This is a genomic window from Roseovarius sp. SCSIO 43702 (assembly GCF_019599045.1).
Taxonomy (GTDB): Bacteria; Pseudomonadota; Alphaproteobacteria; order Rhodobacterales; family Rhodobacteraceae; genus Roseovarius.
In genome coordinates this window covers 2,245,911-2,266,889 of sequence record NZ_CP080623.1, presented here as the reverse complement: position 1 = coordinate 2,266,889, position 20,979 = coordinate 2,245,911, and the positions used below count along the sequence as shown (strand labels likewise).

Here is a 20,979-nt window from a genome sequence, read left to right as displayed (position 1 = left end):
AGTGGGTGCCGCCCCGGCACTCTTGCGCCATGACCGAAGTGTTCAAGGGCGTGTTCACCCAGCAGGAGCCGATCCCGGATGCGGCGATCGAGGCCGCACTGCGCGTGCTGCGCAGCGGGCGGCTTCATCGCTACAACCTGGTGGGCGACGAGGTGGGCGAGGTGGCTCTCCTCGAGCGGGAATTCGCGGACTTCGTGGGTGCGCGCTATGCCCTTGCCGTTGCATCGGGGGGATACGCGCTGGCCACCGCGCTGCGGGCCGTGGGCGTGAAGCCGGGCGACAGGGTTCTGACCAATGCCTTCACGCTCGCCCCCGTTCCCGGCGCCATCGCCGGGGTGGGCGCGGTCCCGGTCTTCGTTGGCGTGACGGCGGATCTAACCATCGACCTTGCCGATCTCGAGGCCAAGGCCGGCGAGGCGCGGGTGCTGATGCTGAGCCACATGCGCGGGCATCTCGCCGACATGGACCGGCTGCTGGAGATCGCGCGGGCGCATGGGCTTACGGTGATCGAGGATTGCGCGCATACGATGGGGGCCACCTGGAAGGGGCGGCCCTCGGGGCGCGACGGGCTGATCGGGTGTTACTCCACGCAGACCTACAAGCACATGAACTCGGGCGAGGGCGGGATCCTCGTCACCGATGACGAGGAGGTCATGGCGCGGGCCACGATCCTGTCGGGCTCCTACATGCTTTACCCCCGCAACGGGACGGTGCCCCCCGAAGAGGTGTTCGAGCGGGTGAAATACGACACGCCCAACATCTCGGGCCGGATGGATCACTTGCGCGCGGCGATCCTGCGCCCGCAGCTTGCGCAACTCGAGGCGCAATGCGCGCGGTGGAACGAGCGGTATCGCGTGGTCGAGGATGGTCTGAGGGGCACGCCGGGGCTCACGATCATCGAACGCCCCGAGGAAGAGGGCTTCGTCGGTTCGTCGATCCAGTTCCTGCTTCTCGACTGGAGCGAGGCGGGCGTGAAGGAAGTGCTGTCGCGCTGCAAGACCCGCGGCGTGGAGTTGAAATGGTTCGGCGGCGCGCGACCCGAGGGGTTCACCAGCCGCTATGACAGTTGGCGCTATGCCCCGTCGCAGACAATGCCGGAAACGGACCGGATCCTGAAGGGCATCGTGGACATGCGGCTGCCTCTGACGTTCAGCCCGGACGACTGCGCGCTCATCGCGCGGATCATCCGGGCCGAGGTCGGGGCGGCGTGGCAGGCAGGACAGGTCGCCGGCTGAACCGCGAGAGCGGCGCGGCTGACCCTCAGCCCTCCGTTCGGCGCGTTCCGGTTGCGCGGCGATCAGTCTTCGGGGGGCAGGGGTACCGTCGAGATCGATACCTTGGCCGAACCTTCCGTCAATTCGCGTGCGTGAGAGACATAGATCAACGTGCGGTTCTCGGCATCAAAGATGCGCTTGATCCGCAGGGTCTTCAGAATGATGGAGCGGCTGGTCCGAAACACGTCTTCGCCGTCTCGGGACCGGTCGATGTCACCGATTTGGATCGGTCCCGTCTGCTGGCATTCGATGGCGCTGTTCGAGGGATCCTCGAACCACTTCCCCTTGGCGAGACGGTCGAGCAGGCCACGGCTGAAATAGGCGAGGTGACAGGTCACGCCGGAAACCTCGGGGTCCTCGATGGCCTCGATGACGATGTCGTTTCCGGCCCAGTCCACGCCGATCTCGCCGACCTGCTCGGCCGACAGCGAAAGGGGCAGCAGCGCGAACGCCGCCGCCCCCACGATGTGGTAAACCGCCCGCATCAGAACGTGACGTGCCCGTGCTGGCCGACATCGGGCTTGCCTCCGCCCAGGCCCGCCTTGGAAAACTCGTAGAGCGTCTTGGCCATGCCGTCCGTGGACCAGAGTTCGGCCTTGGTCGGGCGGAAGCTGACGAGACAGATATCCTCGTCCTCCTTTCCGTCCTCGAACCAGGCGGCGGCCATGGGCGACCAGATTTCGTCGAGCTTCTCGGGATTCTGCTCGGCGGCGAGGATGCCGTCGATCCAGCCGTAGAGCTTGCCCGAGGAACAGGCGACGATGTGGCGCGCGGTCTTGCCGGCCTTGGCGGCGTCGGCCACATCGGTCCCGTCGGCGGTGATGAACCACAGCGCGTGGTCGTCGGGTCGCGGCGTATGCGCCATGGGACGCGGCTCGGCGCCTTCGGGCGACAGCATGCCCGCGCGAATATCGTCCATGCGCTCCCAGAAAATCTTCTTGAGGTCGTCGCTCATTTCGGTGCTCCTTTCCATATGTCCGTCCTGCGCCCAACGTGCGGTCAGAGGGTTGGTTCCGGTAGGCTGTTCTTAGCGGCGGAAGCGCGGGACGGCGGCGCGTCAGGCGGATCACCGCCAGCCAAGGACGCAAGCCGTGCGGTGCGTGAAAACACCTGACCGCAAAAGAAGCGCGCGCATTGCGGCCCCGGCCGAGCACGGGCATGATGGAGAACAAGTCGGGGCGCACGCGCGGGATTGACCGGAACCGGCTTGGCCCGCTATAAATGAACAAGTGTTCAATAAATGCCGAGGGGGGAATCCATGTTCAACGCGGCGATGCAGTTCGATCTGGGAGAGGACGTGAACGCGCTGCGCGAGATGGTCCATCGCTGGGCGCAGGAGCGCGTGAAGCCGATGGCGGCGGAGATCGACCGCGAGAATGTCTTTCCCCCCGAACTCTGGCCCGAGATGGGCGAGCTTGGGCTTCTGGGCATCACCGTGCCCGAGGAATACGGCGGCGCGGGCATGTCCTACCTGGCGCATGTGGTTGCGGTGGAAGAAATCGCGCGCGCCAGCGCCTCGGTAAGCCTCAGCTACGGCGCGCATTCCAATCTCTGCGTCAACCAGATCAAGCTGAACGGGAACGAGGCACAGAAGGCGAAATACCTTCCCAAGCTCATCAACGGCGAACATGTCGGCGCGCTTGCCATGTCTGAGGCGGGTGCGGGAAGTGACGTGGTCTCGATGAAACTGCGCGCCGAGCGGCGCAACGATCACTACCGGCTCAACGGCAGCAAGTACTGGATCACCAACGGGCCCGATGCCGACACGCTTGTCGTATATGCCAAGACCGATCCCGAGGCCGGCGCGCGCGGCATCACCGCCTTCCTGATCGAGAAGGACATGGCCGGCTTCTCCACCAGCCCCCATTTCGACAAGCTCGGGATGCGCGGCTCGAACACGGCCGAGTTGATCTTCGAGGACGTGGAGGTGCCGTTCGACAACGTGCTGGGCGAGGAGGGGCGCGGCGTTGCCGTGTTGATGTCCGGCCTCGATTACGAGCGCGTCGTGCTGGCGGGGATCGGGACGGGGATCATGGCCGCCTGTCTCGACGAGATCATGCCCTATCTCGCCGAGCGCAAGCAGTTCGGTCAGCCCATCGGGTCGTTCCAGCTCATGCAGGGAAAGATCGCGGACATGTACACCGCGATGAATTCGGCGCGGGCCTATGTCTACGAGGTCGCCAAGGCCTGTGACCGGGGCGATGTGACGCGGCAGGATGCGGCAGCGTGCTGTCTCTACGCCAGCGAGGAGGCGATGAAGCAGGCGCACCAGGCGGTGCAGGCCATGGGCGGGGCGGGATTCCTGAACGATGCGCCGGTCGCACGCATCTTCCGCGACGCTAAGCTGATGGAGATCGGCGCAGGCACGAGCGAGATCCGCCGGATGCTGGTCGGGCGTGAGTTGATGGGGGCGATGGCGTGAGGGGTTCTACAAGATGATCGGACGGACGGCATGTGCATGAGCGATGCACTCATCGAAGCTCGGAGCGGCGTCGCGAGACTCGCGAGAGGGTTTCTCGGGCCGATCTGCCTGGGCGGCCTGCTCGTCGTTGCATCCGGCCCCGCCGTCGCTCAACAGGTGACGATCGCGCCGGGCCTGATCACGCAATGCCTCTATGACAAGCCTGTCGAGAGATATCCCGAATGCATCGGTATCGCCGCCGAGCAATGCATGAAGGCAAGAGGCTATGCCACGGCGGTGATGGGGGGCTGCGCCCATGCCGAGTACGAATATTGGGACCAGAGGCTGAACGTCGCCTACAAGGCCGCGCGAGCCAAGGCAAAACGGATGGATACCGCCAACGAGGAACTCGTGCGGGGATCGCTCGTCACCGCCTTGCGCGACATGCAGCGTGCGTGGATCGCCTATCGCGATGCCACCTGTGACTTCGAGCGGCTACAGTGGGGCGGGGGCACCGGTGGCGGGCCCGCGACCGCCTCGTGCCTGATGCGAGAAACCGCCGAGCAATTCTTCGACCTGGACGCCTTCGCGTCCTACTGAGCCCGCGACCGGAGGAGGGTCCGCCATGCTCGAGAAAGCCGACACTTACGAGAAACTGGTCGAGGGATTCGACTGGAACCTGCCCGACACGCTCAACATGGCGGCGCAGGCTTGCGACGACTGGGCCGCGCGCGATCCCGACCGCACGGCGATCATCGACCTGAGCGCCGGCGCGCGGCGAGACGTGAGCTATGCCGAGTTGCGGCGCATGGCCGATGGTCTGGCGCATCACCTCGTGTCGCTTGGCGTGAAGCCGGGCGACCGAGTGGGCGTGCTGCGCAGCCAGTCACCCTGGTGTGCGGCTGCGCATATCGCGATCTGGAAAATCGGTGCGATTTCAATCCCCCTGTTCAAGCTCTTCATGCGCGAGGCGCTGCTGAGCCGGGTCACCGATGCGGACGCGCGGATCATCGTGACCGACCCCGAGGGGGCCGAAATGCTTGATGGGCAGGAGGCGGTGATCCCCGAGGATCTGACGCTGGCTGAGGAACGGTTCGAGACCGCGGAGACGAGCCCCGACACGCCCGCGGTGCTCATCTACACCAGCGGAACGACCGGAAGCGCCAAGGGCGCGCTGCACGGGCATCGCGTTCTGACCGGCCATATGCCGGGCACCGAGCTTTTCTGCGACTTCCTCGGGCAGGAGGGTGATTGCCTCTGGACGCCTGCGGACTGGGCGTGGATTGGCGGGCTCTTCAACATCCTGATGCCGGGGCTCGCGCTGGGCGTGCCGGTGGTGGCCGCCCGGATGCCGAAATTCTCGGTCGAAGAGTGTGCGAGGATCATTCGAGAAGCCTCTGTTCGCAATGTGTTTTTCCCGCCCACGGCGCTCAGGATGCTGAAGGCCGAAGGCGCGCGGATCGACGGGCTTCGCAGCATCGGCAGCGGCGGCGAGCCGCTGGGCGCCGAAATGCTCGACTGGGGCCGCAAGGCCTTCGGCCTCACGATCAACGAGTTCTATGGCCAGACGGAATGCAATCTCGTTGCCTGCTCCTGCTCGGCGCTTTTCGAGCCCAAGCCGGGCTGTATCGGGCGCGTGGTGCCGGGGCACGAGGTCGAGGTGATCGACGCCGATGGCAAGCCGACCGGGGGCGAGGGCGACGTGGCCGTGCGGCGCGGGTCGGCGTCGATGATGCTCGAATACTGGAACCGTCCCGAGCAGACGGCCGAGAAGTTCCGCGGCGATTGGCTGCTGACCGGGGACCGGGGCGTCTGGGAGGGCGATTACCTGCGCTTCGTGGGGCGCGAGGATGACGTGATCTCGTCCGGGGGCTACCGGATCGGGCCGGCGGAGATCGAGGATTGCCTGATCACCCATGACGCCGTGGCCACCGTGGGCGTCGTCGGCAAGCCCGACGAGTTGCGCCACGAGATCGTGAAAGCCTACGTGGTCCTGCGAAGCGGGGTGGAGCCGAGCGACCACCTGGCCTGCGAATTGCAGGACTGGGTCAAGGAGCGTCTCGCGAAATATTCCTACCCGAGGGAAATCGCCTTCCTCGATTCGTTGCCCATGACCGTCACCGGCAAGGTGATCCGCAAGGAACTGAAGGCCCGCGCGGCGGCGGAGGGGCAAGCATGAGAGCCGCCCCTCCACCCTTGATGTCAGAACTTCATCACGTAGGCCGCGCCGACGACCAAGGGGTCGATATGCACCGTGCCGATCTTCGCACCGCCGACCTTTGCCGAGGTGTCGATGTCCATGTAGCGCGCATCGAGCCGGATCGCGCTGCGCTCGCTCAGCGCGATGTCGACCCCGGCATGGGCCGAGAAGCCCCACGAATCGTCGAGGTCGATATCGGTGCCCGCGAGCGCGCCCGTGCCCTTGTCGTCGAAGAAGGTCACGTAGGTGACGCCCGCGCCGATGAACGGGGTGATGCTGCTCGAGTTGACGAAGTGGTATTGCACCGAGACCGTGGGCGGCAGGTGCTTGGTCTTGCCCACCTTGCCGGCGCCGGCGAGCTTGATGTCATGCTCGAAGGGCCATGCGGCCAGAACCTCGATCCCGATCCTGTCGGCGACGAAATATTCGAAGGTCAGGGTGGGGCGGATATTGTCGCCAACGGTGATCTGGCCGGCAGTCGTGGTGCTGCTGGACGAGCGCGGCATGACGGAATGCACGCCGAAACCGAGCGTCATGTCGCCCTTGGACTGGGCCAAGGCCGGGGCGCCGAGGGCCGCCATTGCGGCGCCGCAGGCGAGGAGCGTGAGCGTTTTCATCTGATGTCCCTTCTTGGTGTGTGGCTCGATCGCGTTCTGCGCCGTGCGCACCGGCGATTCCTTGATATAAATCAGTTTTCTCCGGAAATTCTGCGTTGCGGCATTTTCGCGGCGCGAAGGCCGGTCTCCCCGTTCCGAAAGGTTGCTGTCCAATGAAGATCGAAAGCAGGATACTCACCGGGTCCGAGGAATTCGCCGCGAACCGCGCCGCGCATCTGGAAGCGTTGCGAGTGGTCGAGGACGCGGCGAAACGCGCCGCCGCCGGTGGAGGCGAGGCCGCGCGTGAGCGGCATGTGGGGCGTGGCAAGATGCTGCCGCGCCGGCGCGTGGCGAACCTGCTCGACCCCGGCAGCCCGTTTCTCGAGATCGGGGCGACCGCGGCGCATGGGCTCTACGACGATGCTGCACCTGCCGCTGGCGTCATCGCGGGCGTGGGGCGCGTGCATGGCCGCGACGTGATGGTCGTGTGCAACGATGCCACGGTGAAGGGCGGCACCTATTATCCGATGACCGTCAAGAAGCACCTGCGCGCACAGGAGATCGCCGAGGAATGTCATCTGCCCTGCATCTACCTGGTCGATTCGGGCGGCGCCAACCTGCCCAACCAGGACGAGGTGTTCCCGGACCGCGATCATTTCGGACGCATCTTCTACAACCAGGCGCGGATGAGCGCGCGGGGAATCGCCCAGATCGCGGTGGTAATGGGGTCGTGCACCGCGGGCGGCGCCTACGTGCCCTCCATGTCGGACGTGACGATCATCGTGCGCGAGCAGGGTACGATCTTCCTCGCCGGGCCGCCGCTCGTGAAGGCCGCGACGGGCGAGGTGGTGACCGCCGAGGACCTGGGCGGCGGAGACGTTCATACGCGGCTTTCGGGCGTCGCGGACTACCTGGCCGAGGATGATGCGCATGCGCTGGCACTCGCGCGGCGCGCGGTGTCGAACCTCGGTGTCGGGCCGATGCCCGGTTTGGCGGTCGAGACGCCAGAGGAGCCCGCCTACGATCCCGAAGAGCTTCTCGGCGCCGTGCCCGCGGATCTGCGGACGCCCTACGACATCCGCGAGGTGATCGCGCGCATCGTCGACGGCTCGCGCTTCGACGAGTTCAAGGCACGCTTCGGCGAGACCCTGGTGACAGGCTTCGCGCATGTCGAGGGGATGCCCGTGGGAATCGTCGCCAATAACGGCGTCCTGTTCAGCGAGGCGGCACAGAAAGGCGCGCATTTCGTCGAGTTGTGCAGTCAGCGCAAGGTGCCGCTTGTCTTCCTGCAGAACATCACGGGCTTCATGGTCGGGCGCAAATACGAGAATGAGGGCATCGCGCGGCATGGGGCCAAGATGGTGACGGCGGTGGCCACGACGAGCGTGCCCAAGATCACCATGGTGGTGGGCGGCAGCTTCGGGGCCGGGAACTACGGCATGGCCGGCCGCGCCTACCAGCCGCGCTTCATGTGGACATGGCCCAACAGCCGGATCAGCGTCATGGGCGGTGAGCAGGCGGCCGGAGTCCTGGCCACCGTGAAGCGCGACGCCATCGAGCGGAAGGGGGGCGAATGGAGCGCCGAGGAAGAAGCGGAGTTCAAACGCCCCACCGTCGAGATGTTCGAACGCCAGAGCCACCCGCTCTACGCCAGCGCACGGCTCTGGGATGACGGGATCGTGGACCCGCGAAAAAGCCGCAATGTGCTGGCACTGTCGTTGCGCGCCGCGCTCAACGCCCCGATCGAGGAGACGCGGTTTGGCGTGTTCCGCATGTAGGATGAAGGACGGTGGCGGTGGCGGGCGCCTGATGACTATTTCTGCCATGAAGAAGATCGGCGGGCGGGAGACAAGATGACAGCGAAGATCAACGTGACCGTGGCGGACATCACCGAACTCGAGGTCGACGCCATCGTCAACGCGGCGAACAAGCAGCTCAAGGGCGGCGGCGGGGTGGATGGGGCAATCCACCGTGCGGCGGGACCGGGGCTTCTGGAAGAATGCAAGCGGCTCAATGGCTGCGAGACGGGCGATGCGAAGGTGACCGGCGGGCATGAGTTGCCGGCCTCGTGGGTCATCCACGCGGTGGGGCCCGTCTGGGGCGGCGACAAGGAGGAGAAGGATCGCCTTCTGGCCTCATGCTACCGCGTGGCGGTCGAGAAGGCGGAGGGTTTGGGCTGCGAGAGCCTCGCCTTTCCCGCGATCTCGACCGGGGTCTACGGGTTCCCGCCGGACCGAGCCGCGCGGGTGGCCGTGGCTGCGCTGCGGGAGGCGCTGGAGGGATGCGAGAACCTCAAGCGCGTCATCTTGTGCTGCTTCTCGGAGGAAAGCGCGGAACAACACCGCCGGGCATTGAGCAAGAAGGAAGGGTGAGCGGATGACCATCTCGACACGACTGACGCGGCTTCTGGGTTGTACGCATCCGGTCATCTCGGCGCCCATGGCCTTTGCGGCGGGCGGACGCCTTGCCGCGGCGGTGAGCGGGGCAGGGGGGCTTGGCCTCATCGGCGGCGGCTATGGCGAGGCCGACTGGGTGCGTCGCGAGTTCGACGCGGCGGGCAACGCCGCCGTCGGATGCGGTTTCATCACCTGGAACCTCGAGCGCGCGGTACTGGAGGCCGCTTTGGATCGTGCGCCCCGCGCGATCATGCTGTCCTTCGGCGATCCCGCGCCATGGTCGCAGGCGATCCACGACGCGGGCGCGATCCTCATCGCGCAGGTGCAAACGCTGGAACATGCGAAATCGGCGGTTGATGCAGGGGCCGGGATCATCGTCGCCCAAGGCGCCGAGGCGGGCGGCCACGGGCGCCGCCGCGCCACGATGACGCTCGTGCCGGAAGTGGCCGACATGCTGGCGCAGCGCGCGCCCGACGTGGTGCCCGTGGCGGCGGGCGGCATCGCGGATGGCCGCGGTCTTGCCGCGGCGCTCATGCTGGGGGCCGAGGGCGTGCTCGTCGGCTCGCGTCTCTGGGCAAGCGAGGAGGCGCTGGTGCATCCCGACATGCACGCCGCCGCGGTGGCGGCCGACGGGGATGCGACGATCCGCACCAGCGTCATGGACGTGGCGCGACGGCTCGACTGGCCCGAGGGGTATACCGCGCGGGTGCTGCGCAACGCTTACACCGATCGCTGGCACGACGATCTCGAGGGGCTGCGGCAGGTCGCGGAGCGCGAGAGCGCGCGATACGCGAAGGCGTGGGCGGAGGGCGATATCGACGTCGCCAATACCTTCGTCGGCGAGGTGGCGGGGCTCATCCGCTCCATTGAACCGGCGGCCGCCATCGTCGAGGGAATCGTCGCCGAGGCAGAGGCGCGGCTGGCGCGGGACTGGAGCGGTGATGACTAGGAACGGAGGCAACCTTGGCGTTGCATCGGGCCTCCGTGTCGCAATCGCACATGCGCTGGTGCGGCACTCGCCCGTGGCCGTTCCGCTGGTTTGTCGTGGGTTGTTGCCGCCCCCGCCGCGCAATCTTCAGATATCGTTTCGAGCGGCTGGTGCCGCAGGGGAGGTGAGATGTTCGACACTATCCTGATCGCGAACCGGGGCGAGATCGCCTGCCGCGTGATCGAGAGCGCGCAGGCCATGGGCGTGCGCACCGTGGCGGTCTATTCCGACGCGGATCGCGCGGCGAAGCATGTGGCGATGGCCGACCGCGCGGTGCATATCGGCGGCGCGGCTCCGGGTGAAAGTTACCTGCGGGGCGAGGCGATCATCGAGGCCGCGCGTGCCACGGGCGCGCAGGCCATTCATCCCGGCTATGGCTTCCTGAGCGAGAACCCCGATTTCGTGGAGGCGGTCGAGGCGGCGGGCCTCACGTTCATCGGGCCGTCGGCCAAGGCGATCCGGGCGATGGGCCTCAAGGACGCGGCCAAGGCGCTGATGGAAGAGGCGGGCGTGCCCGTGGTGCCCGGCTATCACGGCGAAGACCAGGATCCCGACCATCTCGCCGAGCGCGCGCGCGAGATCGGTTACCCGGTGCTCATCAAGGCCGTGGCCGGCGGTGGCGGCAAGGGGATGCGCCTCGTCGAAAGCGCCGATCGGTTCGCCGAAGCCCTCGAAAGCGCGAAGGGCGAGGCCGCGACCGCCTTCGGCAACGAGGCGGTGCTGATCGAGAAATACATCCAGAAACCACGCCATATCGAGGTGCAGGTCTTCGGCGACGGCACCGGCGCGGTGCATCTCTTCGAACGGGACTGTTCGCTGCAGCGGCGCCACCAGAAGGTGATCGAGGAAGCGCCCGCGCCGGGGATGCCCGACAATGTCCGCGCCGCGATGGGCGCCGCCGCGGTGCGCGCCGCCGAGGCCATCGGCTATAGCGGTGCGGGCACGGTCGAGTTCATCGTCGACGGCTCGGACGGGCTGCGCGAGGACGGGTTCTGGTTCATGGAGATGAACACGCGCCTCCAGGTGGAGCATCCCGTGACCGAGGCGATCACCGGTGTGGACCTCGTGGAATGGCAGTTGCGCGTGGCGAGCGGCGAGGCGCTGCCGGCGCGGCAGGAGGATCTCACGATCACCGGCCATGCCTTCGAGGCGCGGCTCTATGCCGAGGACGTGGCCAAGGGGTTCCTGCCCGCGACCGGACGGCTGCGCCATTTGCGCTTCCCTGGGGACGCGCGCGCCGACAGCGGCGTGCGGGCGGGCGACGAGATCAGCCCGTGGTACGACCCGATGATCGCCAAGATCATTGTGCATGGCCCCACCCGGGACGTTGCGCTGCGCAAGCTCGACGCGGCGCTGCGGCGCACCGAGGTGTCGGGAACCGTCACCAATCTCGCCTTCCTCGGCGCGCTGGCACGGCACGAGGGGTTCGCGCGGGGCGAGGTCGACACGGGCCTCATCGCGCGCGACATCGACGCGCTCACCGAACGGGCGGATCCGACCGCGTCGGACATGGCGCTTGCCGGTCTGGCCGCGCTGGGGCTTCTGGCCGAAGGTGGACGGGACACGGGCTTCACGCTCTGGACGCCGCTCAACCGCGAGGTGGTGCTGCGCCGGGGCGAGGATGAGGTCGCGATGAACCTCCGTGTGCTCTCGGCGGATGCGGTCGACGTGGTGCTGGGCGAGCGGACCGTCGAAGCGCGCCGCGTCGGTGGGCGCTGGCAGCTTGACGGCGAGGTCGCGCCGGAAGTGGCCGTCACCGGCGATCTCGTGACCGTCTTCCGCGACTACGGTATCGGGTTCGAGATCATCGACCCGCTGGCCCGTGCGGGCGGCGCCTATGGCGATGCGAGCGTGATCGAGGCGCCGATGCCGGGGCTCGTGAAAGCGATGCTCGCCAAGCCGGGCCAGGAGGTGAAGGAGGGCGACCGGCTCGCCGTGCTCGAGGCGATGAAGATGGAACACAGCCTGCTGGCCGCACGCGACGGGGTGGTGGCCGAGGTGCTGGCCGAGACGGGCGCGCAGGTCGAGGCGGGCGCGCCCCTGGTCCGGCTGGAGGACGAGGGGTGACGCTCACGCTCACCGGATACCGCTTCAGCGTCTATACGCGCGCGCTGCGCATCGCGCTGGCGGTGAAGGGGGCGACGTATGACTGTGTCGAGCGCGATCCGTTCGATCCGGCGGATGCGGAGGCCCTGGGAAAGGTGCATCCCTTCGGGCGGGTTCCGGCGCTCGAAGATGACGGGTTTCGCATCTACGAAACCGCCGCCTGCCTCGAGCTTGTGGCGGGCATGTCGGGTCCGTCCCTCCTGCCCTCCGGCCTGCGGGCAATGGTGCGGATGCGGCAGGTGATCTCGATCACCGACAGTTACGTCTATTGGCCGCTTATCCGTGGGGCCGTGTCGGAGACGATCTTCGGACCGCTGGAGGGTGCGACACCCGATGCGGCGCGGCTTGCCGAGGGGTTCGCGGCGGCACCCCGTGCACTTGATGCGCTGGAGGCGATCGCGGAAGAGGGGCTTTGCCTTTCGGGCGATGCGCTGACGCTGGCGGATTGCCATCTCCTGCCGATGCTGGACTATTTCGGGCACGTGCCCCAAGGGGCGGACATGATCGCGGCGCGCCCGGCGCTGGCGCATTGGCTCGCGGCGTCGCAGGCGCGCCCGGAAGTCGCGGCGACACGTCCCGATCTGGGCGCACTGGCATCGAGGGAAAAGGCATGATCCGGCTTCATCACGTTCCCTATTCGCGCTCCTTTCGTATCCTGTGGCTGCTCGAGGAACTGGGGCTCGACTACGAGATCGAGACCTACTCGCTCCGCGATGGATCGCTGCGCGCGCCCGAGGTTCTGGAGAAATCCCCGGGGGGCCGGGTGCCTGCGCTCGAGATCGACGGCAGGGCGATCTGCGAAAGCGGCGCGATCGTGCAATATCTCTGCGAGCGCCATCCCGAGGCGGACCTCATGCCGGCCCCCGGCGAGCCGGATCGCGCGCCATTTCTCGAGGCGCTGGGCTATGCCGAGACGATGGCGAGCCTGATCGAGTTCCTGAACGTGCAGCACGTCTTCCTGCGCGACCCGTCCGAGGCGTCGCCCGTGGTCATCAAGCTCACCACTGCGCGCCTGCGCGCGACGCTGGGCGGGCTGGAGACGCGGCTCGAGGGGCGCGACTACCTCTTGGGTGGGCAATTCTCGGGCGCGGATGTGATGATGGGCTTCAACCTCTATGCCGCGCCGTTCTTCGTGCGGCTCGATCCCTTTCCGGCCTTGCGGGCCTACGCCGAACGGATCGCCGGGCGGGAGGCCTACGGGCGCGCGCTGGCGCGGGAGGGGCGGCAGGAGTTCTACGATCGTGATTTCTATCCGGTGCCGGAGGTGTAGATGTCTGACTACGTTGAAATTTTCGAGGTCGGCCCTCGTGATGGCCTCCAGAACGAGGCGCGGGAAATTCCCGTGGAAGAGAAGGTCGCGCTGATCGACTGCCTGAGTGGGGCCGGTTTCCGGCGCATCGAGGTGGCGAGTTTCGTGAGCCCCAAATGGGTGCCGCAGATGGCCGGATCGGCCGAGGTGCTGGCGCGTATCGACCGCGCGCCGGGCGTCTCCTATGCCGCGCTCACGCCCAACATGCGCGGCTTCGAGGATGCGAGGGCGGCGGGCGCCGACGAGGTGGCGATCTTCGGCTCGGCCTCCGAAGGGTTCAGCCGCGCCAACATCAACGCGACGATAGAAGAAAGCCTCGAGCGGTTCCGCCCGGTGGCCCAGGCCGCCGGCGAGGCGGGGATCCGCCTGCGCGGCTACGTCTCCTGCGTGGTGGAATGTCCCTATGACGGGCCGGTGGAGCCCGCGCAGGTGGCGAAAGTGGCCGGCTCGCTGCACGACATGGGATGCTACGAGATCAGCCTCGGCGACACGATCGGACGCGCCACGCCCGAGGGGATCGAGGCGATGCTGGCAGCGGTCTGCGATGTCATTCCCGCCGAAAGGCTTGCCGGACACTACCATGCAACAGGAGGCCACGCGCTGGACAATATCGAGGCGTCGCTCGGCCGCGGATTGCGCGTGTTCGACGCGGCGGTGGGCGGGCTCGGTGGCTGTCCCTACGCGCCGGGTGCAGCGGGAAACGTCGCGACCGAAGCCGTGCATGACCGGCTGACGGCGCTGGGATACGAGACCGGGCTCGACCGGGAGATCCTGGCGCGCGCGGCGGATATGGCGCGCGGAATGCGGAATGGGGGCGACAGATGACCGAGACGATCACGATAGAACGCGATGCGCGGGGGGTGGCCACGCTCTGGCTCGACCGCGCCGAGAAACACAACGCCATGTCCGGTCAGATGATCGAGGAGCTGCACGCCGCCGCGCAAGAGCTTGGCAAGGATCCGGACGTGCGGGTGGTCGTGCTGGCGGCGCGGGGCAAGACCTTCTGCGCGGGGGGCGACCTCGGCTGGATGCGCGAGCAGTTCGAAGCCGAGCCCGAGACGCGGACGCGGGAGGCGGGGAAGCTCGCCTACATGCTGCAAGCGCTCAACACGATGCCGAAACCGCTGATTGGGCGCTTGCATGGCAATGCGTTCGGCGGCGGTGTGGGGCTGGCCAGCGTGTGCGACGTGGCCGTGGGCGCCAAGGGCATCACGATGGCGCTCACAGAAACGCGCCTCGGCCTCATCCCCGCCACCATCGGCCCCTATGTCGCGGCGCGGATGGGCGAGGCCAATGCGCGGCGCGTCTTCATGTCGGGTCGTCGCTTCGACGCCGCCGAGGCCGTGCGGCTCGGGCTTCTGGCGCGCGCGGTGCCGGAGGACGATCTGGATGCGGCGGTCGAGGCGGAGGTCGCGCCCTACCTGTCCTGCGCGCCCGGGGCGGTTGGCCGCGCGAAGGCGCTGTTGCGCAGCCTCGGACCACGCATCGACGAGACCACCATCGCGCATACGATGGACGAACTGGCGCGGTGCTGGGCCGGCGACGAGGCGCGCGAGGGGATCGGCGCCTTTTTCGACAAGCGCAAGCCGTGGTGGAGCAATTAGGGCCCGCGCTGCTAAATTCGGTGCGTGATTTGTGCACGATGAGGCTGGAGGTTCAAAGGCCCATACCCTTGATCTCCCGCTCGTGTCGCTATCCAAAGTTCGAGATGCGCCCGTGAAACCCGTGCGTTGCCCAAAGGGATTTACGCCAGGTATCGGATTCCTCATGGAATTGAAGCCCTCAGCGTATTTAAGAACACCTCTGACGGGCGCATCTGATGGCGATCTACGGCTTTTCGCCCAAGCGTTGTCTTCGATATGCAGGCCGGAATACAGAATTATAGTGGCAGGGAGTTGCGTCTGGGGTCTGCGGTCCGACGGGCGTCAAAACCGCGCGCCTTGGTTGACCATGCCGGGGGCCAGCGCTAAACCGGCTTGCAAGCACCATGCAGCCATCTGACGGCGTGGGCAGATCCCCTCGCGCGTGAAAGGAGCCACACCTTGGACGAGATGCTGAGAGAATACCTTCCGATCCTCGTATTCCTGGCCGTCGCCATCGGCCTCGGGATCGTGCTGATCCTGGCAGCCGTCATCCTGGCGGTGCGCAATCCCGACCCCGAGAAGGTGAGCGCCTACGAGTGCGGGTTCAACGCGTTCGACGACGCGCGGATGAAGTTCGACGTGCGGTTCTACCTGGTGTCGATCCTCTTCATCATCTTCGACCTCGAGATCGCGATGCTGTTTCCTTGGGCCGTCGCGTTCAAGGACATCAGCATGGTGGCGTTCTGGTCGATGATGGTGTTCCTCGCCGTCCTGACCGCCGGCTTTGCCTACGAGTGGAAGAAAGGGGCGATGGAATGGGAGTGAAAAATCAGGACGCCGCCATGGTGACCGAGGTCCAGAGCCAGGGCGCCCAGTCCCCGCGCGTCAAGAGCGGACCCTCGGCCAGCGCACCTGCCGAAGTACGCGCGCCCGGCTACGAGCGCGAGGTGGCGACGCAGAAGCTCAACGCCGATCTTCAGGACAAGGGCTTCCTGCTGACCACGACCGACGACCTCATCAACTGGGCCCGGACGGGCAGCCTGCACTGGATGACCTTCGGCCTGGCCTGCTGCGCGGTCGAGATGATGCACACCGCCATGCCGCGCTACGACGCCGAACGTTTCGGCTTTGCCCCGCGGGCCAGCCCGCGGCAATCGGACGTGATGATCGTGGCGGGCACGCTCACGAACAAGATGGCCCCGGCGCTCAGGAAGGTTTATGACCAGATGCCCGAGCCGCGCTACGTGATCTCGATGGGGTCCTGCGCCAATGGCGGCGGGTATTACCACTACAGCTACTCGGTGGTGCGCGGGTGCGACCGGATCGTGCCCGTCGACATCTACGTGCCGGGCTGTCCGCCGACGGCCGAGGCGCTGCTCTACGGCATCATGCAGCTTCAGCGGCGCATCCGCCGCACCGGGACGATCGTGCGCTGAGGGCGCCGGAAGGGAATGACGACATGAGCGACGCCATGAAGGAACTGGGCGGCTATCTCGATGCGAAGCGGAACGACTGCGTGCTGGGCTGGCAGGTCGAGCGGGACGAGCTGACCGTCGACGTGGCGCTCGCCAATATCGTGGGGCTGGTGGATTTCCTCAAGACGGATCAGACCTGCCGCTTCTCGACGCTGGTGGACATCACCGCCGTGGACTATCCGGCGCGGGCCAAGCGGTTCGACGTGGTCTACCATTTCCTCAGCATGTACCAGAACCACCGCATCCGCCTGAAGGTCGCCGTGCGCGAGGACGAGATGGTGCCCTCGATCACCGGCATCCACCCGTCGGCCAACTGGTTCGAGCGCGAGGTGTTCGACATGTTCGGCATCCTCTTTTCTGGCCACCCGGACCTGCGCCGCATCCTCACCGACTACGGTTTCCGCGGTCATCCGCTGCGCAAGGATTTCCCGACCACGGGCTATACCGAGGTGCGCTACGACGAGGCGAAAAAGCGCGTGGTCTATGAGCCGGTGAGCCTCGTGCAGGAATACCGGCAGTTCGACTTCATGTCGCCTTGGGAGGGTGCGGAATACATCCTGCCCGGCGACGAAAAAGAGGGTGCATCGAAATGATGTCAGGCACCGGATTGATACCGCTGATCATCGGATGGTTGATCATGGCGGTTCCGACCGCGCTGGTCGCAAACAGGGCGGGCATGTCGCCATGGTGGAACGCATTCCAGATCCTGCCGCTGTGGGGAACGATCATCCTGTGGTGGATCATCGCCTTCGTATCGTGGCCGCGTCTTCGTGACGCTGCGCCCAAGCCCGAGGTATTTTCATGATGGATGGCGATATCCGCAACAACACCTACGATGACGGCTCGCGCGATTACGAGACGGGCGAGCAGCAGATCCGCAATTTCAACATCAACTTCGGCCCGCAACACCCCGCGGCGCATGGTGTTCTTCGTCTTGTGCTCGAGTTGGACGGCGAGATCGTCGAGAGGTGCGACCCGCATATCGGCCTGCTGCATCGCGGTACCGAGAAGCTGATGGAGAGCCGCACCTACCTTCAGAACCTGCCCTACCTGGACCGGCTCGACTACGTTGCACCGATGAACCAGGAGCATGCCTGGTGCCTCGCGATCGAGCGGCTCACCGGGGTCGAGGTGCCGCGCCGGGCAAGCCTCATCCGCGTGCTCTATTCCGAGATCGGACGCATCCTGAGTCACCTGCTCAACGTGACGACGCAGGCGATGGACGTGGGCGCGCTCACGCCGCCGCTCTGGGGCTTCGAGGAGCGCGAGAAGCTGATGATCTTCTACGAGCGGGCCTGTGGCGCGCGCCTCCACGCGGCCTATTTCCGCCCCGGCGGCGTGCATCAGGACCTTCCCGGCGACCTGATCGACGATATCGAGGCCTGGGCCCACGAGTTTCCCTCGGTGCTCGACGACATCGACGGGCTTCTGACCGAGAACCGCATCTTCAAGCAGCGCAACGCAGATATCGGCGTCGTGACCGAGAAGGATATCCAGGACTGGGGCTTCTCGGGCGTCATGGTGCGCGGATCTGGCCTTGCCTGGGACCTGCGCCGCGCGCAGCCCTACGAGTGCTACGACGAGTTCGAGTTCAAGGTGCCGGTGGGCAAGAACGGCGATTGCTATGACCGCTATCTCTGCCGCATGGCCGAGATGCGCGAAAGCACGAAGATCATCCTCCAGGCGATCGAGAAGTTGCGCGCGCCCGAGGGGCAGGGCGACATCCTCGCCCGCGGAAAGATCACGCCGCCCTCGCGCAGCGACATGAAGACCTCCATGGAGGCGCTCATCCATCACTTCAAGCTCTATACCGAGGGTTTCCATGTGCCCGCGGGCGAGGTCTATGCCGCTGTCGAGGCCCCAAAGGGCGAGTTCGGCGTCTACCTCGTGGCGGATGGCACGAACCGGCCCTACCGTGCCAAGCTGCGCGCGCCCGGCTACCTGCATCTGCAGGCGATGGATCACGTCGCGGGCGGGCATCAACTGGCCGACGTGGCCGCGATCATCGGGACGATGGACGTGGTGTTCGGGGAGATCGACAGGTGAAGGCTCCCGCTCAAGCCGGCCGCGCGATCGCGCCCGTATCCGCACCGCTCAAGACACGCACAGGAGACTGCGCCTAATGCTTCGCCGTCTGTATCACGATCAACCCGAGAGTTTCGCCTTCACCGATGCCAACAGGGCCTGGGCCGAGGGACAGATTTCCAAGTTTCCCGAAGGTCGGCAGGCAAGCGCGATCATCCCTCTGTTGTGGCGCGCGCAGGAGCAGGAGGGGTGGCTCACCCGTCCGGCGATCGAACACGTGGCCGACATGCTGGGCATGGCCTATATCCGTGCGCTCGAAGTGGCATCCTTCTACTTCATGTTCCAGCTGCAACCCGTTGGATCGGTGGCACATATCCAGGTTTGCGGCACGACCTCCTGCATGATTTGCGGGGCCGAGGACCTGATCGGCGTCTGCCGCGAGAAGATCGCGGCCAACCCGCACGAGCTGAGTGACGATGGCAAGCTGAGCTGGGAAGAGGTGGAATGCCTCGGCGCCTGCGCCAACGCGCCGATGGCGCAGATCGGCAAGGATTACTACGAGGATTTGACCGCCGAGCGCATGGGCGAGATCATAGACAGCCTTCGCGCGGGTGACGTGCCCGTGCCCGGCCCGCAGCAGGGGCGATATGCGTCGGAACCGGCCTCTGGCCTCACCACGCTGACCGAGTTCGACAGCGGCCACACGCAATACAATGCCAGCGTGCAGCGCGCGGTGGATCTCGGCGACACGATCAGGCGGATCGACGGCAGCGAGGTGCCGCTTCTGACCTCGTGGCGCGATCACGGGGCCAACCACCAGCCCGAGAAACCGGGCGAGACGTCCCCCGTCGTGACCGGCAAGGCGCCCGCCACGGCCGAGCGCAAGGTCGAGAAGGCCGTCAAGGAACCCCCCGCCGCCAAGGAAGAGCCGCAGCGCGAGGTTTCGGACGAGGCCGCGCGCAAGCTCGAGAAGAAGGGCATGGGCCGGCCCGCCTCCAAATCCGAGACGACGGACGAGGAGAAGGCCGCGCAGGAGCCCGCCCGGCTCGACAAGGCGAAAGCCGCGGAAAAGGACGAGGACGTGCCCGCGGGCGAGGACATGGAAACCGACCAGGTGACCGGTCAGAAACCGCACACGTTGACCGCGCCGCGCGGGTCTGGTCCCGACGATCTCAAGAAGATCAAGGGTGTGGGGCCCAAGCTCGAAGCGATGCTGCACAGCCTGGGATTCTATCATTTCGACCAGATCGCCCAGTGGAGCGAGGCCGAGAAGACATGGGTCGATGACCATCTCGAAGGGTTCCGCGGGCGCGTGCGCCGCGACAATTGGGTCGAGCAGGCCAAGTTGCTGGCCGAGGGCAAGGAGACGGAGTTCTCGTCCCGGGTGAAAAAGGGAGACGTCTACTGACCACAGGCAGTCGGGCGCATCAGGGGGACTAGGACATGTCGAATTCCATGCCATCCAATACCTGCACATTCGTGTGCTGGCTCATCGCCGCCCTGGTCGGTCTGCTGTGCGCCTACTTCGCCTGGGCGTCCTTCGGGGCGCTGGCCGCGATCCTCGTGGCGGTGGTGCTCGGGGTGCTCGTGGCACTTGCCCTGACGCAACTGTTCTGTGCCGCGCCGCGCCCGGCGGCCGCTGCGCCGGTGACGGGCGACAGCCCGCGCGAGGCCACGAGCCAGGCCGGCAAGGAAGACGCGGGGAAAGCCCCCGTGGGGGCCGCCCCCGCCCAAGCCGATACCGAGGCCGGCGCCGCCCCGAGCGCGCTGCGCCCCGTCGCGCAGAAGGCGCAGGATGTCGCCCGCAAGGCCGAGGCCGACGAGAAAACGCGGGAGACGCCCGCGCCTGCGTCCGCATCCTCGTCCGAGACCGGATCGACCGCCAAGGTCGCGTCGCCGGCCAAAGCTGACAAGGCGGACCCGGCGTCGGCGAAGAAGCCCCCCGCGTCCGGGACGAAAGCCGCGAACGGCAAGCCGGCGTCCGGAGGCACGAAACCTGCCGTGGCGTCCGGTGCGGGCGCCGCCATTCCCGCTCCGACCGCCAAGACGACGAGCGCCGAGAAGCCGGGGGATATCGGCGGCAGCGCCGCGGTCGGCCCCGGAAGCCGCCCCGAAGCGCTGAGCGGTCCGCGGGGCTCCGGCGCCGACGATCTCAAGAAGATCAAGGGTGTCGGTCCCAAGCTCGAGGCGCTTCTCAACGATCTGGGCTTCTATCACTTCGACCAGATCGCCAGGTGGAACGATGCCGAGGTGGCCTGGGTCGACGAGAACCTGAAGGGGTTCAAGGGCCGGGTCAGCCGCGACAACTGGGTCGCGCAGGCGGCCACGCTGGCCGAAGGTGGCGAGACCGAGTTCTCGAAGCGCGTCGGGGATGGCGATGTCTATTGATGGGCGTGTGGCATGAGCAACGAGAAGGCACAGGCACGCAAGGGGCGCCAGGCGGCGCTTGTCATCGCGATCACCGCGGTGGCCTGGGTGCTTGCGGGCCTGATCGGGGCGCAATATGGCTGGAGCCAGCGCACGCTTGCCTTTTTCGACCTCGCGGCGCTCGCGGGGTTCGTGTTCGCCTTCTGGATCATCTTTCAAATCTGGCGCCTGCGCCGGGACAATCAGGGGTAATGACGTC

Annotated in this window: 23 protein-coding genes; 20 read left to right on the top strand and 3 right to left on the bottom strand. The window is 66.7% G+C overall.

Annotation, left to right across the window (positions count from 1 at the left end; all coding sequences use genetic code 11):
* Positions 1-29: 29 nt before the first annotated feature.
* Positions 30-1,235, top strand: coding sequence for a DegT/DnrJ/EryC1/StrS aminotransferase family protein (locus K1T73_RS11150; protein ID WP_220600776.1), 1,206 nt, complete (start codon positions 30-32; stop codon positions 1,233-1,235).
* Between the two features lie 62 nt (positions 1,236-1,297).
* Here the strand turns inward: K1T73_RS11150 and K1T73_RS11145 are convergent, their stop codons facing one another.
* Together K1T73_RS11145 and K1T73_RS11140 are read right to left on the bottom strand one after the other, a co-directional pair.
* Positions 1,298-1,759 carry a CreA family protein gene (locus K1T73_RS11145; protein ID WP_220600775.1) on the bottom strand — a complete coding sequence of 154 codons (462 nt, stop codon included), beginning with the start codon at positions 1,757-1,759 and terminating at the stop codon, positions 1,298-1,300.
* Positions 1,759-2,229, bottom strand: coding sequence for a pyridoxamine 5'-phosphate oxidase family protein (locus K1T73_RS11140; RefSeq protein WP_220600774.1), 471 nt, complete (start codon positions 2,227-2,229; stop codon positions 1,759-1,761). Before K1T73_RS11140 ends, K1T73_RS11145 begins: the two co-directional genes overlap by 1 nt.
* A 303-nt stretch (positions 2,230-2,532) precedes the next feature.
* Between K1T73_RS11140 and K1T73_RS11135 the strand changes: the two genes are divergently transcribed.
* From K1T73_RS11135 to K1T73_RS11125, 3 genes are read left to right on the top strand one after another with little or no spacing between them, the layout of a single operon-like run.
* A complete protein-coding gene (locus K1T73_RS11135; protein WP_220600773.1) occupies positions 2,533-3,696 on the top strand; it encodes an isovaleryl-CoA dehydrogenase in 1,164 nt (387 codons plus the stop codon).
* A gap of 36 nt (positions 3,697-3,732) precedes the next feature.
* Complete coding sequence (locus tag K1T73_RS11130) at positions 3,733-4,275, top strand: lysozyme inhibitor LprI family protein (protein WP_220600772.1); 543 nt, start codon at positions 3,733-3,735, stop codon at positions 4,273-4,275.
* Positions 4,276-4,300: 25 nt separating this feature from the next.
* On the top strand, positions 4,301-5,854 hold the full coding sequence (locus K1T73_RS11125) for an AMP-binding protein (RefSeq protein ID WP_220600771.1): 1,554 nt from the start codon (positions 4,301-4,303) through the stop codon (positions 5,852-5,854).
* 23 nt (positions 5,855-5,877) lie between these two features.
* On the opposite strand, the gene K1T73_RS11120 is transcribed toward K1T73_RS11125, so the two are convergent.
* Complete coding sequence (locus K1T73_RS11120; RefSeq protein ID WP_220600770.1) at positions 5,878-6,492, bottom strand: OmpW family protein; 615 nt, start codon at positions 6,490-6,492, stop codon at positions 5,878-5,880.
* A 152-nt stretch (positions 6,493-6,644) separates the two neighbouring features.
* Between K1T73_RS11120 and K1T73_RS11115 the strand changes: the two genes are divergently transcribed.
* The 16 genes from K1T73_RS11115 to K1T73_RS11040 all read left to right on the top strand — a co-directional run bounded on the left by K1T73_RS11115 (position 6,645) and on the right by K1T73_RS11040 (position 20,972).
* Positions 6,645-8,249 carry a carboxyl transferase domain-containing protein gene (locus K1T73_RS11115; protein ID WP_220600769.1) on the top strand — a complete coding sequence of 535 codons (1,605 nt, stop codon included), beginning with the start codon at positions 6,645-6,647 and terminating at the stop codon, positions 8,247-8,249.
* Between the two features lie 75 nt (positions 8,250-8,324).
* A complete protein-coding gene (locus K1T73_RS11110) occupies positions 8,325-8,843 on the top strand; it encodes an O-acetyl-ADP-ribose deacetylase (RefSeq protein WP_220600768.1) in 519 nt (172 codons plus the stop codon).
* Positions 8,844-8,847: 4 nt separating this feature from the next.
* Positions 8,848-9,816 (top strand): nitronate monooxygenase, encoded by a 969-nt coding sequence (locus K1T73_RS11105; protein WP_310794390.1) that lies wholly within the window; start codon positions 8,848-8,850, stop codon positions 9,814-9,816.
* A 168-nt stretch (positions 9,817-9,984) separates the two neighbouring features.
* Entirely contained in the window at positions 9,985-11,922 is a 1,938-nt protein-coding gene (locus K1T73_RS11100; RefSeq protein ID WP_220600767.1) for an acetyl/propionyl/methylcrotonyl-CoA carboxylase subunit alpha, read from the top strand.
* Entirely contained in the window at positions 11,919-12,575 is a 657-nt protein-coding gene (locus K1T73_RS11095) for a glutathione S-transferase family protein (protein WP_220600766.1), read from the top strand. The genes K1T73_RS11100 and K1T73_RS11095 overlap by 4 nt, the downstream gene beginning before the upstream one ends.
* Complete coding sequence (locus tag K1T73_RS11090; RefSeq protein ID WP_220600765.1) at positions 12,572-13,231, top strand: glutathione S-transferase family protein; 660 nt, start codon at positions 12,572-12,574, stop codon at positions 13,229-13,231. The genes K1T73_RS11095 and K1T73_RS11090 overlap by 4 nt, the downstream gene beginning before the upstream one ends.
* The gene (locus K1T73_RS11085) at positions 13,232-14,095 is read left to right on the top strand and encodes a hydroxymethylglutaryl-CoA lyase (protein WP_220600764.1); all 864 of its coding nucleotides are present in this window, start codon (positions 13,232-13,234) and stop codon (positions 14,093-14,095) included. It begins immediately after the preceding gene.
* Entirely contained in the window at positions 14,092-14,874 is a 783-nt protein-coding gene (locus K1T73_RS11080; protein ID WP_220600763.1) for a crotonase/enoyl-CoA hydratase family protein, read from the top strand. Before K1T73_RS11085 ends, K1T73_RS11080 begins: the two co-directional genes overlap by 4 nt.
* A 438-nt stretch (positions 14,875-15,312) precedes the next feature.
* Complete coding sequence (locus K1T73_RS11075) at positions 15,313-15,678, top strand: NADH-quinone oxidoreductase subunit A (RefSeq protein WP_220600762.1); 366 nt, start codon at positions 15,313-15,315, stop codon at positions 15,676-15,678.
* Positions 15,669-16,289 carry an NADH-quinone oxidoreductase subunit B family protein gene (locus K1T73_RS11070; protein WP_220600761.1) on the top strand — a complete coding sequence of 207 codons (621 nt, stop codon included), beginning with the start codon at positions 15,669-15,671 and terminating at the stop codon, positions 16,287-16,289. Before K1T73_RS11075 ends, K1T73_RS11070 begins: the two co-directional genes overlap by 10 nt.
* 23 nt (positions 16,290-16,312) lie before the next feature.
* Positions 16,313-16,921, top strand: coding sequence for an NADH-quinone oxidoreductase subunit C (locus tag K1T73_RS11065; protein ID WP_220600760.1), 609 nt, complete (start codon positions 16,313-16,315; stop codon positions 16,919-16,921).
* The gene (locus K1T73_RS11060) at positions 16,918-17,133 is read left to right on the top strand and encodes a hypothetical protein (RefSeq protein WP_220600759.1); all 216 of its coding nucleotides are present in this window, start codon (positions 16,918-16,920) and stop codon (positions 17,131-17,133) included. The genes K1T73_RS11065 and K1T73_RS11060 overlap by 4 nt, the downstream gene beginning before the upstream one ends.
* Complete coding sequence (locus tag K1T73_RS11055) at positions 17,130-18,374, top strand: NADH-quinone oxidoreductase subunit D (protein WP_220600758.1); 1,245 nt, start codon at positions 17,130-17,132, stop codon at positions 18,372-18,374. Before K1T73_RS11060 ends, K1T73_RS11055 begins: the two co-directional genes overlap by 4 nt.
* 76 nt (positions 18,375-18,450) lie before the next feature.
* The gene (locus K1T73_RS11050; RefSeq protein WP_220600757.1) at positions 18,451-19,761 is read left to right on the top strand and encodes an NADH-quinone oxidoreductase subunit E; all 1,311 of its coding nucleotides are present in this window, start codon (positions 18,451-18,453) and stop codon (positions 19,759-19,761) included.
* Between the two features lie 35 nt (positions 19,762-19,796).
* Complete coding sequence (locus tag K1T73_RS17925; protein WP_259400223.1) at positions 19,797-20,741, top strand: hypothetical protein; 945 nt, start codon at positions 19,797-19,799, stop codon at positions 20,739-20,741.
* 12 nt (positions 20,742-20,753) lie between these two features.
* Positions 20,754-20,972, top strand: coding sequence for a DUF5337 domain-containing protein (locus tag K1T73_RS11040; protein WP_220600756.1), 219 nt, complete (start codon positions 20,754-20,756; stop codon positions 20,970-20,972).
* Positions 20,973-20,979 lie beyond the last annotated feature (7 nt).

Bases quoted from the DNA above. Each gene is read 5' to 3' on its own strand.
- K1T73_RS11150 (WP_220600776.1), top strand. From the start codon at position 30: ATGACCGAAGTGTTCAAGGGCGTGTTCACCCAGCAGGAGCCGATCCCG.
- K1T73_RS11145 (WP_220600775.1), bottom strand. From the start codon at position 1,759: ATGCGGGCGGTTTACCACATCGTGGGGGCGGCGGCGTTCGCGCTGCTG.
- K1T73_RS11140 (WP_220600774.1), bottom strand. From the start codon at position 2,229: ATGAGCGACGACCTCAAGAAGATTTTCTGGGAGCGCATGGACGATATT.
- K1T73_RS11135 (WP_220600773.1), top strand. From the start codon at position 2,533: ATGTTCAACGCGGCGATGCAGTTCGATCTGGGAGAGGACGTGAACGCG.
- K1T73_RS11130 (WP_220600772.1), top strand. From the start codon at position 3,733: ATGAGCGATGCACTCATCGAAGCTCGGAGCGGCGTCGCGAGACTCGCG.
- K1T73_RS11125 (WP_220600771.1), top strand. From the start codon at position 4,301: ATGCTCGAGAAAGCCGACACTTACGAGAAACTGGTCGAGGGATTCGAC.
- K1T73_RS11120 (WP_220600770.1), bottom strand. From the start codon at position 6,492: ATGAAAACGCTCACGCTCCTCGCCTGCGGCGCCGCAATGGCGGCCCTC.
- K1T73_RS11115 (WP_220600769.1), top strand. From the start codon at position 6,645: ATGAAGATCGAAAGCAGGATACTCACCGGGTCCGAGGAATTCGCCGCG.
- K1T73_RS11110 (WP_220600768.1), top strand. From the start codon at position 8,325: ATGACAGCGAAGATCAACGTGACCGTGGCGGACATCACCGAACTCGAG.
- K1T73_RS11105 (WP_310794390.1), top strand. From the start codon at position 8,848: ATGACCATCTCGACACGACTGACGCGGCTTCTGGGTTGTACGCATCCG.
- K1T73_RS11100 (WP_220600767.1), top strand. From the start codon at position 9,985: ATGTTCGACACTATCCTGATCGCGAACCGGGGCGAGATCGCCTGCCGC.
- K1T73_RS11090 (WP_220600765.1), top strand. From the start codon at position 12,572: ATGATCCGGCTTCATCACGTTCCCTATTCGCGCTCCTTTCGTATCCTG.
- K1T73_RS11085 (WP_220600764.1), top strand. From the start codon at position 13,232: ATGTCTGACTACGTTGAAATTTTCGAGGTCGGCCCTCGTGATGGCCTC.
- K1T73_RS11080 (WP_220600763.1), top strand. From the start codon at position 14,092: ATGACCGAGACGATCACGATAGAACGCGATGCGCGGGGGGTGGCCACG.
- K1T73_RS11070 (WP_220600761.1), top strand. From the start codon at position 15,669: ATGGGAGTGAAAAATCAGGACGCCGCCATGGTGACCGAGGTCCAGAGC.
- K1T73_RS11065 (WP_220600760.1), top strand. From the start codon at position 16,313: ATGAGCGACGCCATGAAGGAACTGGGCGGCTATCTCGATGCGAAGCGG.
- K1T73_RS11060 (WP_220600759.1), top strand. From the start codon at position 16,918: ATGATGTCAGGCACCGGATTGATACCGCTGATCATCGGATGGTTGATC.
- K1T73_RS11055 (WP_220600758.1), top strand. From the start codon at position 17,130: ATGATGGATGGCGATATCCGCAACAACACCTACGATGACGGCTCGCGC.
- K1T73_RS11050 (WP_220600757.1), top strand. From the start codon at position 18,451: ATGCTTCGCCGTCTGTATCACGATCAACCCGAGAGTTTCGCCTTCACC.
- K1T73_RS17925 (WP_259400223.1), top strand. From the start codon at position 19,797: ATGTCGAATTCCATGCCATCCAATACCTGCACATTCGTGTGCTGGCTC.
- K1T73_RS11040 (WP_220600756.1), top strand. From the start codon at position 20,754: ATGAGCAACGAGAAGGCACAGGCACGCAAGGGGCGCCAGGCGGCGCTT.